Source organism: Vibrio sp. 10N.222.48.A3 (assembly GCF_041475345.1).
GTDB classification, from domain to species: domain Bacteria; phylum Pseudomonadota; class Gammaproteobacteria; order Enterobacterales; family Vibrionaceae; genus Vibrio; species Vibrio tasmaniensis_A.
Genome location: NZ_JBFRVX010000016.1, coordinates 1 through 11,712, shown reverse-complemented (window position 1 = coordinate 11,712; position 11,712 = coordinate 1). Strand labels below are relative to the sequence as shown.

At 45.4% G+C, this 11,712-nt stretch carries 11 protein-coding genes, 1 pseudogene and 1 riboswitch; of the genes and pseudogenes, 5 read left to right on the top strand and 7 right to left on the bottom strand.

Annotation, left to right across the window (positions count from 1 at the left end):
* The 3 genes and pseudogenes from AB4653_RS00395 to mgtE form a co-directional block, all read left to right on the top strand.
* Positions 1-282, top strand: a pseudogene (locus AB4653_RS00395) (RNase adaptor protein RapZ); the annotation flags it as partial.
* Positions 283-284: 2 nt separating this feature from the next.
* Positions 285-560, top strand: coding sequence for an HPr family phosphocarrier protein (locus AB4653_RS00390; protein WP_009847745.1), 276 nt, complete (start codon positions 285-287; stop codon positions 558-560).
* A 148-nt stretch (positions 561-708) separates the two neighbouring features.
* Positions 709-2,064, top strand: a complete 1,356-nt coding sequence (gene mgtE, locus AB4653_RS00385; protein ID WP_009847746.1) for a magnesium transporter — start codon at positions 709-711, stop codon at positions 2,062-2,064.
* Positions 2,065-2,161: 97 nt separating this feature from the next.
* Here mgtE and pmbA read toward each other — a convergent pair whose 3' ends face one another.
* On the bottom strand, positions 2,162-3,505 hold the full coding sequence (gene pmbA / locus AB4653_RS00380) for a metalloprotease PmbA (protein ID WP_009847747.1): 1,344 nt from the start codon (positions 3,503-3,505) through the stop codon (positions 2,162-2,164).
* Positions 3,506-3,623: 118 nt separating this feature from the next.
* Here pmbA and yjgA point away from each other — a divergent pair, with 118 nt between their 5' ends.
* The gene (gene yjgA, locus AB4653_RS00375) at positions 3,624-4,148 is read left to right on the top strand and encodes a ribosome biogenesis factor YjgA (protein ID WP_009847748.1); all 525 of its coding nucleotides are present in this window, start codon (positions 3,624-3,626) and stop codon (positions 4,146-4,148) included.
* Between the two features lie 142 nt (positions 4,149-4,290).
* Here yjgA and thiQ read toward each other — a convergent pair whose 3' ends face one another.
* The 5 genes from thiQ to mpl all read right to left on the bottom strand — a co-directional run bounded on the left by thiQ (position 4,291) and on the right by mpl (position 9,950).
* Positions 4,291-4,995, bottom strand: coding sequence for a thiamine ABC transporter ATP-binding protein (gene thiQ, locus AB4653_RS00370; protein WP_009847749.1), 705 nt, complete (start codon positions 4,993-4,995; stop codon positions 4,291-4,293).
* Positions 4,995-6,608, bottom strand: a complete 1,614-nt coding sequence (gene thiP, locus AB4653_RS00365; RefSeq protein WP_009847750.1) for a thiamine/thiamine pyrophosphate ABC transporter permease ThiP — start codon at positions 6,606-6,608, stop codon at positions 4,995-4,997. Before thiP ends, thiQ begins: the two co-directional genes overlap by 1 nt.
* A gap of 113 nt (positions 6,609-6,721) precedes the next feature.
* Positions 6,722-7,714 carry a thiamine ABC transporter substrate binding subunit gene (thiB, locus tag AB4653_RS00360; RefSeq protein WP_009847751.1) on the bottom strand — a complete coding sequence of 331 codons (993 nt, stop codon included), beginning with the start codon at positions 7,712-7,714 and terminating at the stop codon, positions 6,722-6,724.
* Between the two features lie 53 nt (positions 7,715-7,767).
* A riboswitch (TPP riboswitch) is annotated at positions 7,768-7,887 on the bottom strand.
* A gap of 43 nt (positions 7,888-7,930) precedes the next feature.
* Positions 7,931-8,554 (bottom strand): flavin prenyltransferase UbiX, encoded by a 624-nt coding sequence (locus AB4653_RS00355; protein ID WP_009847752.1) that lies wholly within the window; start codon positions 8,552-8,554, stop codon positions 7,931-7,933.
* Positions 8,555-8,591: 37 nt separating this feature from the next.
* On the bottom strand, positions 8,592-9,950 hold the full coding sequence (mpl, locus tag AB4653_RS00350) for a UDP-N-acetylmuramate:L-alanyl-gamma-D-glutamyl-meso-diaminopimelate ligase (protein WP_009847753.1): 1,359 nt from the start codon (positions 9,948-9,950) through the stop codon (positions 8,592-8,594).
* Between the two features lie 268 nt (positions 9,951-10,218).
* Between mpl and fbp the strand changes: the two genes are divergently transcribed.
* Positions 10,219-11,229: a class 1 fructose-bisphosphatase gene (fbp, locus tag AB4653_RS00345; protein WP_009847754.1), complete on the top strand. Its 1,011-nt coding sequence runs from the start codon at positions 10,219-10,221 to the stop codon at positions 11,227-11,229.
* A gap of 106 nt (positions 11,230-11,335) precedes the next feature.
* On the opposite strand, the gene AB4653_RS00340 is transcribed toward fbp, so the two are convergent.
* Positions 11,336-11,689 (bottom strand): gamma-glutamylcyclotransferase, encoded by a 354-nt coding sequence (locus tag AB4653_RS00340; protein ID WP_009847755.1) that lies wholly within the window; start codon positions 11,687-11,689, stop codon positions 11,336-11,338.
* Positions 11,690-11,712: the final 23 nt, after the last annotated feature.

The window sequence follows — 11,712 nt, the reverse complement described above, 5'->3', positions numbered from 1 at the left end:
CCGGCACTACGACCATTGACAGGACTTGATGCACCAATTCACTCTTTCCTAGAGAAACACGCTGAAGTTCTTGAACTCAAGCAACAAATTCAAGGCTTTGTTGAGCAGTGGTTACCCATGTTAGAGAAGAATAATCGCAGTTACCTAACGGTCGCGATTGGTTGCACTGGCGGCAAACACCGCTCAGTTTATCTAACTCAGAAAATTGGTGAATACTTCGAACAACTCGGTCATCAAGTTCAAATCAGACATGCCTCCCTAGAGAAGCACCAACAGGGCTAACCATGGAATTAACTCGAACTGTACTGATCCAAAATCGCTTGGGTCTTCACGCTAGAGCAGCCGTAAAATTGGTTGAGCTTGCCCAAAGTTTTGATGCAACTATCACTATCCATAGCGAAGAAGATAAAATCGCAACTGCAGACAGTGTGATGGGTTTGCTTATGCTGGAATCAGCGCAAGGGCAACACATCACGATCCAAGCTACAGGCACCGATTCACAACAAGCACTTGATGCTGTTTGCCACCTCATTGAAGACAAGTTTGATGAGGGTGAGTAGCGAAAACGAGTCACTGACAACACTGAAGACTCAAACTTCGAACCAACCAGTATTAAATATTAGTTCTAGCTAAGTTTATGATTTAAATAAGCCCCAGAATTAAGTTACTATCCCAAGCATTGTTAGAATAATGAAATAGGAGGAAAATATGGCAGAGCAATTAGAATTCGACCAAGCTCACCAAACCCTCCAAGAAGTCAGCGAAGCCCTAGAAAACGGCCGATTTGTTCACGTACGTCGACAACTTCAGGACATGGAACCTGAAGATATTGCACACCTTTTAGAAGCCTCCCCTCGCAAAAGTCGTGACGTACTCTGGCAACTCACCGATCCAGAAGACTACGGTGAAATTCTTGATGAACTAAACGAAGACGTCAAAGATGCGCTTGTGTCGAAAATGGCACCAGAAACCTTGGCAGAAGCAACAGAAGGTATGGAAACCGATGACGTCGCGTACGTACTTCGAAGCCTACCCGACGATGTTTCTCGCGAAGTCCTTTCTCAAATGGACTCCGTCGATCGTGCATTAGTAGAAACCGCCCTTTCGTACCCAGAAGATTCAGCGGGTGCGATCATGAATACCGACGTAATCACGATTCGTGGCGACGTCGATGTCGACGTTGTATTGCGCTATATGCGTATGCGTGGCGAATTGCCCGACGCAACCGATGCTCTGTATGTTATTGATGAAGAAGAACGTCTGATCGGTAACCTATCGCTTACCACACTAGTAACGACTCAGCCCGATATTCAGGTTTCCGAAGTGATGGAAGATGCTGACGAAGCGATTGCGGTTGAAACCAGTGCTTCCGATATCGCCAGTCTGTTCGAACGTCGTAATTGGGTTTCTGCACCCGTTGTTGATAGTAACCAGCATCTTGTTGGTCGTATCACTATCGATGACGTGGTTGATGTTATCCGTGAAGACGCCGAGCACTCAATGATGAGCATGGCGGGTATGGACGATGACGAAGATACCTTCGCTCCAGTCGTAAAATCTGCTCGTCGTCGTAGTGTCTGGTTGGGTGCCAACGTACTCGCTGCACTTGCTGCTGCATCTGTATCCAATATGTTTGAAGCAACACTCGACCAAATGGCAGCGATTGCGGTTCTAATGACTATCGTACCTTCAATGGGCGGGGTTGCTGGTAACCAAACCGTTGCGCTTGTGATTCGTGGTTTAGCACTCGGTCATATCGGTGACAGTAACAAACGCGAACTACTACTCAAAGAGGCGGCCATCGGCTTCCTAAACGGCGTGTTATGGGCTGTTATCATTGGTGGTATTGTGGTTGCTTGGAAAGGTAACTGGATACTGGGAGGCATCATCTCAGCAGCGATGATGACCAACTTGATTGTCGCTGGTATCGCCGGTGTAACCATCCCGGTAATGCTGAAAAAGATGAATATCGACCCGGCATTGGCAGGCGGTATGGCACTGACCACAGTAACCGATGTTATTGGCCTATCGGTGTTCTTAGGCTTAGCAACCATACTGATCTAGTTATCATAAGCAGCTAGCCTATTTTTGGCGAAATACAGAAAACCAAAAGGGAGCCATCGGCTCCCTTTTTTAATTCATCATATTGGCGCTAACTTCATTAGTCACCCGCGACTTTCATCGACTCAAGCAAGATAGAACCCGTTTGAATTTGTGAACGCGTTTCAACATCGTTACCAACCGCAACAATCTGAGTGAACATGTCTTTTAGGTTACCCGCGATCGTCACTTCAGATACTGGGTATTGGATTTCTCCATTCTCAACCCAGAAACCTGCTGCGCCACGTGAATAATCACCGGTCACGGTATTAACGCCTTGACCCATTACTTCAGTCACAAGGAAGCCGGTGCCTAGTTCTTTTAGCATCTGCTCAAAGTTTTGACCCGTTGATTTAACGAACCAGTTATGAATACCACCAGCATGGCCTGTTGGTGTCATATCCATTTTACGTGCGGCATAACTAGTTAGCAGGTAAGTTGCTAACACACCATCAGTGATGATTTCACGATCTTGAGTGAACACACCTTCGCTATCGAATGGGCTTGAAGCCAAACCACGTAAGATATGAGGACGCTCAGAAATGTTAAACCAATCAGGTAGAATTTTCTGACCTAGGTGATCCAATAAGAACGATGACTTACGGTATAGGTTACCACCACTGATCGCCATCACAAGGTGGCCAATCAAGCCAGTCGCGACATCGTTAGCAAACATGATTGGGTATTGGCCTGTTGGTAGCTTTTTCGCATCCAAACGGCTAATTGTCTTTTCAGCTGCTTCTTGACCTACGCGCTCAGGCGTCCATAGCTCATCACGGTGACGTGCAACGGTGTAGCTGTAGTCTCGCTCCATCTCACCGTTAGCGCCTTGTCCAATCACACAGCAGCTCGTGCTATGGCGACTTGAAGCGTAGCTGGCTAGTAAGCCATGGCTGTTACCATAAACCTTAACGCCATAATGGCTGTCGTAGCTTGCGCCATCACTCTGTTTGATCTTGTCGCTATAAGCTAGCGCTTGCTTCTCAGCAGCAATTGCAATCTCAGCGGCATAGTCAGGGTTTGGTTCATCAGGGTGGAAAAGATCCAAATCTGGAATTTCTTTTACCATGTATTCTTTTGCGGCAGGACCAGCAAACGGGTCTTCAGAAGTGTACTGAGCGATATCAAGCGCAGCCGCGACTGTTTGAGCAATTGCCTTCTCACTCAGATCAGATGTAGATGCGCTGCCTTTTTTCTGACCGCGGTAAACAGTAATACCTAGAGCACCATCACTATTAAATTCAACGTTTTCCACTTCACACATACGTGTTGAAACACTTAAACCCGTTGACTTAGTAATAGCAACCTCAGCGGCGTCTGCACTCACTGATGCCATATCCAACGCTTTAGCTACTGCGGCTTCTAGCTCAACTCGTTGTTGGGCGACTTGCTGTTTTACATCCATATCTATTCTAATTTTTTAGGTCAATATTACGTAGGATAACAAGAATTTCGCTTTCTCCCCAAGATTCTTGCTAAAATAGGCAATATATTCGTTTGAGATAGTGACATAGGCAGAAAAGATGGCTCGCAAAAACCAAAAAGCCCCATGGGAACCAGAAGAAGAAATCATCTGGGTAAGTAAGACAGAAATGAAAACGGACATGGACGCCCTGCAAAAGCTGGGAGAAGAGCTTGTTGACCTAAAGCCTTCTGTATTAGACAAATTTCCGCTGTCTGAAGATTTGGCACAAGCGATTAAAGATGCACAACGCTTTAAAAATGAAGCGAAACGCCGTCAACTTCAATACATTGGTAAAGTAATGCGCAGTGTCGATCCAGAGCCAATTCAAGCGGCTTTAGATAAGATTCGCAACAAACACTCTCAAGCAACAGTTGAACTGCACAAACTAGAACAACTGCGTGATCGTGTTGTTGCAGAAGGCGATGCGGCCATTTCAGACGTTATGGAAATGTACCCTGAAGCAGACCGTCAACGTCTTCGTCAGCTCGCTCGTCAAGCTAACAAAGAGAAAGCGGCAAACAAACCGGCTAAGTCTTCTCGTGAAATATTCCAAATCTTAAAAGAGCTAAAGCTAGGCGACTAATCTTCGCCGCCCTTTAATCAGAAAGATAATAAAAGACCTAGCGCATGCTAGGTCTTTTTGTTTTTGACGCACTCGATATCAAGAAGCTCTCAATATCAATAAGTACTCAATATTAAGAAGTACTCACAGGAGTGAAAAATTATCATTCACCCGCTTTAACAAACGAGCTTAGCTCTTGCTGTGGATGTTCAGCCGTCAGTGTCTCTATCGAGTCTGCAACCAACACCTTACCTAGCGCTACAAAAACGAACTTATTTGCGATACTGCGTGCATCACCTAAGTGGTGAGTAACCATCAATACCGTAATGTTTCGCTCGGCGGCTAATCGCCTAACAAGGTTAAGCATTTCCTCACGAAGCAAAGGGTCAAGCGCAGAGAAAGGTTCATCAAGCAGCCAAATATCATGAGGCTGAACAAAGCATCTAGCTAACGCGACACGCTGACGTTGACCGCCCGATAAGTGCTCAGGCAATCTATCTAAATACTCCGCGACACCCACTTGTGCAGCGGCCTGTTCGACTTCGTGCTTTTGAGTTGCCGTAAGCTTTAACCCTGGATGCAAGCCTAAGCCAATATTTTCACGTACGGTGAGATGGGCAAACAAATTGTGCTCTTGAAACAACATCGCTAATGGACGCTGATGTGCTTCTTTGCCAATCAGTGATTGTCCCGCTACAGAGATCTCACCCGAAGTGGGCTCAATAAACCCAGCAACCAATGCCAACAGCGTTGATTTACCTGCGCCACTTGGCCCCATCAGCGCAACAATATCGCCCTGCTCAGCTTGAAAATCAAAGCAAAACAACTCTCTGTGATAGTGGTAGTCCACATCTTTCATCACTAACATCATCGGTTCCTCAACTCTTTAGCATCGAGCTTAGATCTTCGAGTAAATAAAAATTCAATCAGGCTAAAGCTGCCAACACTCAGTAACAGTAAGCTCACGGAAACCACAGCTGCGGCTTCCATTTGATAGCTGCCTAATAATTGGAATAGGTACAAAGGCAGAGTTCTAAAATCTTGGCTACCAAACAAAGCAATCGCACTTAAGTCACCCATTGCTAACATAAAGCTGATCGAGAAAGCTTGTGCCATCGGTTTTCGCAATGCACGCCACTCCACTAGCCTAAAACGCGTGAAACCAGTCATTCCCAAACTTGCGCACACATACTGATACTGCTGAGACAAATGCAGCATAGGTTGAGCCAAGGTTTTAATTACGTAAGGAAGCGCCATTAAACTGTTTACTGCAATCACGATAAAGAAAGCTAAGCTGAAAACATCGGTGAATGAACGCAGTAATAAGAAGAGCCCCGTACTGATCACAAGCCCGGGAGTAACTAAGATAATAGTGCCAATCAGCTCGATTTTATCGGCTCGAAAATTCTTATTCTGTAAGCGCCATGCTCGACTAGTCAGCAGTATGGCGATACCAATACCAACCGCGATAACACTTGCTAATGACGCGACTTTAACCGAGGTCATTAACGCAGCCCAAAACGGCTCGCTGCTCAGTACGATTAATGCCTGCGAGTTAATGCCACTGACGATAACCATAGCTAATGGCGGCAATACCAGCATTGAGACGGTGATGATCCAAAAGCTATCCCAAGCTTTTGACCACCAGCTATCCTTAACCAAATATTTCTCTTCCGACAATTGACTGGCTGTCACTGAAATAGGTTTCGATAGGCGTTGAATGCTCACAGCTAGCACACCACACAGCAGCATTTGCCATATCGCGAGCAAGGCACCAGCCTGCAGGTCAAAGTCGAATTTAATCGCCTGATAAATAGCGAGTTCGATAGTGGTTGATTTAGGTCCTCCGCCTAGTGCCATCACGGTAGCAAAGCTGGTAAAACACAGCATGAAGACCAAACCACACACATGTGGCAGTTGCTGTCTTAAACGAGGCCATTCAACCCATCTGAATTTATTCCAATGGCTCATACCCAAATGAGCACAAAGCTTATGCTGCTCGGCAGGTACGGTATCTAAAGCTTGTAAAAGTAAACGGCTAGCATAAGGCAGGTTAAAGAAGACATGTGCGAGCAAAATACCATTCAACCCATAGATCGAGAATGGCAATTCAATATCGAAGTTCGCCAGAAATTTAGCTAACCAACCACTGTTACCATAAATAGCTAGCAAACCAAATACGCCAACTAATACGGGTAAAACCAAGGTCGAAGCAAACAGCCTTAACAACAAGGCCCGTCCAAAAAATTGTCTGCGACATAGAGCATGAGCAATAGGTATAGCAAAGCCAACACTCAGCATCGTTGAGAGTGTCGCTTGATAGAAACTGAATTTCGTTACATGCCAATAGTAAGGATCGGACCATACTTGGCTGATATCAAGAGAAGGGGCATTGCTAAGCAATGCCCCAACTGCTGAAACCACGAAGGCGGTAATGAGTATCGCAACCCAAACCCCGACCTTAGGTGTTTTCTTTATCATAAATCGATTTTTTACCGTAAATGGTTCACTCCAAACATAACGAATGAACCTTTAAATACAGAAAGCTAGTTTTTTAAAAGTACGTTAGAAAACTCATTTTCTTAAATAATAAGTTAAAAAGTAAGTGCACTCTGCCATTCACGAATCCAAGGCTTACGCTTCTCGGCGATCTCTTCTGGTGTGAAGCTTAGCGCTTTCTGAGGAACCGTAAGTTGCTCGAACCCTTTTGGTAGCTCAACATCGGTCACTGGGTACATCCAGTTGCCAGTAGGCATCGCCGATTGGAACTCATCACTTAAGATAAATGCCATAAACTCATCGGCAAGCTTTTCGTTCTTGCTACCTTTAACCTTCGCTGCCACTTCCACTTGAGTGTAATGACCTTCTTCAAAGCTTGCAGCTGCGTACTTAGAATCACTTTCTGCAATGATGTGATAAGCCGGGGAAGTTGTGTAAGACAACACTAAATCAGACTCGCCCTCTAGGAACATAGAGTAAGCTTCAGACCAACCTTTAGTCACAGTCACAGTTTTCTGAGCAAGCTTCTTCCATGCTGCAGTTGCTTCATCACCGTAAACCGACTTCATCCATAGCATCATGCCTTGGCCTGGTGTTGATGTACGTGGATCTTGATAGATAACCTTAAGATCGTCACGTTGCTCAACCAGTTCTTTCAGGCTCTTTGGCGGGTTTGCTAGCTTCTCTTTGTTATAGATAAACGCAAAGTAACCAAAATCATAAGGAACAAAGGTACTGTCGTTCCAACCGTTAGGAAGCGTCACAGATGATGTATCAACACTGTGCTCAGCCAATAAGCCTGTAGATTTCGCTTCAGCCATGAGATTATTATCTAGGCCTAAAATGATGTCAGCTTTGCTGTTGCCACCTTCAAGACGTAAGCGGTTTAGAATAGACACTCCATCTTCTAACGCGACAAAATTCACATCACAACCACACTTTTCTTCGAATGCTTTTTCAACGGCAGGACGAGGGCCCCAATCCGCAGCAAAAGAGTCGTAAGTGTAAACCGTTAAGGTGTTGTCTGCTGCGAAGGCAGAAAAAGAGATGGCTGTAGTAACAGCAAGAGTTGTTAATGTTAATTTCACTGGACGCTCTCCATGGTCTGAGCGGCACAGGTTTGAGGGAGGAGAACGGTAGAGGTTGTTCCTAACTCAATTCCTACGCCAGCATTATCTGGTTCAGGTTTACGGGTCCCAAGCACTTGCTTGATCTCAGCTCGCATTCATTATTTGAATGGTTCGCTCCCCGATGAGTGTTCAGGATTGTAATTTGATTTTTAACAATAAGCCATCAAGTTTGGATCAATTACGTTGATCGTAACCCCAACGTGGCACTAAACCTTGCTCGATACCAAGGTGATCAAGAATACGTGCCACCATAAAGTCGACCAGGTCTTCAATCGACTTAGGTTGATGATAAAAACCCGGAGCTGCAGGCATAATCGTCACGCCCATGGTCGAGAGTTTGTGCATATTCTCTAAATGCAACGTAGAAAATGGCGTCTCACGAACCACCAACAACAACTGTCCTCGTTCTTTCATAACCACGTCTGCTGCACGCTCGATCAAGTTATCTGATAGGCCATGAGCAATCGATGCCAAGCTTCCCGCAGAGCATGGACACACCACCATCTGCTTCGGTGCTGCTGAACCAGAGGCAACCGGTGAGAACCAATCATCTTTGCCACACACCACCAGCTTTTCTGGGTCGCAATCTAAATGCTTAACCAAAGCTTGTTTCGCAGCATCTGGCCCAGCAGGTAACTTAAGTTCATGCTCGGTCGCCAACACTACTCGCGCTGCCGATGATATCAGCAAGTAGACCTGATAATCGGCGGCCAAAAGGCATTCAAGTAAACGCAGGCCATAAGGCGCACCGGATGCGCCAGTGAAAGCCAGAGTTATCGCTTTATCGTGTTTTGTCATGTTCTCAATTACTTCAAATTATAAGGTCGAGGATGCGTTAGCCTTTGAGTGCCAATCCATCCAACAGTTTCTGGTGAATACCACCAAAGCCACCATTACTCATTACCAAGATTTGGTCACCCGCTTGTGCCTCAGAGACAATTTTAGCAACGAATGCATCCATGTTATCACTCACGTGCGCGGGTTGGTGACACGCATCGGCGACGTCTTGTACTGACCAATCAATGTTATCGGGTTGGAATAAGTAAGTAGAATCCGCTTGCTTCAACGAATCAGCCAGCGTTTCTTTGTGCACTCCACGTTTCATTGTGGCAGAACGAGGCTCTAAAACGGCAATTATTTTTTTCGTGTCGACCTTATTACGTAAACCGCTCAGCGTAAGTTCAATTGCCGTTGGGTGATGAGCAAAATCGTCATAGACAGAAACGCCTGCCACTTCGCCTTTAAACTCTAGACGACGTTTGGTGTTGATGAACTTCGCCAACGATTCACACGCTAAATCAGGTGTCACCCCTACATGTCGCGCAGCTGCAATCGCCATCAAAGCATTATTGACGTTATGGTCGCCAACCAAATTCCAGTCGACAGTTCCTACGCATTCGCCTTGGAAGTACACTCCAAATTGAGACCCGTCTTTAACCAGCTTCTTGGCATCCCAATCACCTTGTTCACCACTCGATTCTGTCTCACTCCAGCATCCGCGAGATAAAACATCTTGAATCGCCGTATCTTCTTTAGGAGAGAAAATTCGGCCATTACCTGGCACAGTGCGCACTAAGTGGTGGAACTGACGCTTAATCGCCTCAAGATCATCGAAGATGTCAGCATGATCGAACTCGAGGTTATTCATTACCAAGGTTCTTGGGTGGTAGTGAACGAACTTAGATCGTTTATCAAAAAAAGCACTGTCGTATTCGTCAGCTTCGACCACGAAGAACATGCTTTCACCAAGGCGAGCAGAGATACCAAAGTTACCTAACACGCCGCCCACTAAGAAGCCAGGCGCATAGCCACAGTCTTCTAAAATCCAAGCCAGCATGCTCGATGTTGTTGTCTTGCCATGCGTTCCCGATACCGCTAATACCCAACGATCATGCAACAAGAACTCTTGCAACCATTGCGGGCCTGAGGTGTATCTAAGGTTGTTATCCAATACATACTCAACACACGGGTTGCCACGACTCATCGCATTACCAATCACCACGAGATCAGGCCTTGGTTCTAACTGGCTTGGGTTAAACCCTTCAATAATTTCAATCCCTTGAGACTCCAACAAAGTGCTCATTGGTGGGTAAACATTCGCGTCACTACCGGTAACCTTGTGACCTAATTGACGAGCCAATACCGCAGCACCTCCCATGAAGGTGCCACAAATTCCTAAGATATGAATATGCATAAATTGCTTCCAAACGCTTGGCTAAATGAACCATGTCTAAATCAAACTACTGCACTCATTATCATTAAATGGCGATTAAAAGCGAGTAGCAATGCAAAACAAATTTAGTCGACATAGTAAGTGAGATCTGCGTCGCTTAGTTCATTACCATTAAAAAGATCTAACCTTTAGAATTTAAGTAGGCGTCTAGGTGAATAAAGTCCGAGTAAGAGGCAAATTCTATAGTGCTCAAATCCCCCTAATATTGAGAGAAGTTTAAGGAAATAACATGTCTGAGATGCGCACCCTTGGTGAGTTCATTGTTGAGAAACAGAGTGACTTCCCCCATGCAAGCGGTGATCTATCATCCCTTTTGTCGTCTATTCGACTTGCTGCAAAAATTGTTAACCGTGAGATCAACAAGGCTGGTCTAGTCGACATCACTGGCGCTGTTGGTACAGACAACGTTCAAGGTGAAGAACAGCAAAAGCTAGACCTTTACGCGAACGACAAGTTTAAAGCGGCTCTAGAAGCTCGTGATCAAGTTTGTGGTGTTGCAAGTGAAGAAGAAGACGAAGCTGTCGCCTTCAATAAAGAGCTCAACAAAAACGCAAAATACGTCGTTCTGATGGACCCACTTGATGGTTCTTCAAACATCGATGTCAATGTATCTGTTGGGACAATCTTCTCTATCTACCGTCGAGTATCACCTGTTGGTACCCCACCAACACAAGAAGACTTCCTACAGCCAGGACACAAGCAAGTAGCCGCGGGGTACGTAATTTACGGCTCTTCAACTATGCTTGTTTACACAACTGGTGCAGGTGTAAATGGCTTCACCTACGACCCATCTCTGGGCACCTTCTGTCTGTCTCATGAAAACATGATGATCCCTGATGAAGGTAAGATTTATTCCATCAACGAAGGTAACTACATTCGCTTCCCTACGGGTGTTAAAAAGTACATCAAGTACTGCCAAGAAAATGAGCCAAGCGACAACCGCCCTTACACATCACGTTACATCGGTTCTCTAGTATCAGATTTCCACCGTAATCTTCTGAAAGGCGGTATCTACTTATACCCGAGTACGCAAAGCCACCCTCAGGGTAAACTACGTCTGCTGTACGAGTGCAACCCAATAGCCTTCATCATGGAGCAAGCTGGCGGTATTGCCTCCGATGGCGCCCAACGCATCATGGATATAAAACCAACAGAACTGCACCAACGTGTGCCTTTCTTTGTCGGTTCTAAGAACATGGTGAAAAAAGTAGAAGAGTTCCTTGAACTTAACCGAGACTAACCGTCTCGCTTATTTTTCAAGTTAACGCCATTAAAAAAGCCAGCATTTACATGCTGGCTTTTTGTTCGACAACTCAGAATACATAGATGTTACGGATAGATAACTATTACGGATTGTCCCGCTTACACCAGTCACCCGAAAGTATTTCTTTATTAGCCGTTAGATCAAGCTGATACAAATATACCCATGCTAATCCAAATATAGTTTCTATTTGTTCGCGACGATACTCAACAGGAACATCTTCTAGCCGATCGAGCGAAGCCAAAACTTCGTCGTTAATGGTATAGACCTCGCCAACGACATTTTTCTTTCCAGAAATCATCGCTGGATAGGCACCTAAATCAAAAAGAGCGTATTCCTCAGGGGTGTCAAATCTTCCTAAGCACTCACACTGCTGCAAATAGTGGTGGTTGGACTGACCTTGCCTCAAGGTTCCATAAACAAAAACAAGTTGCTGCATAACCCCTCCTCAGCATTCGTAAT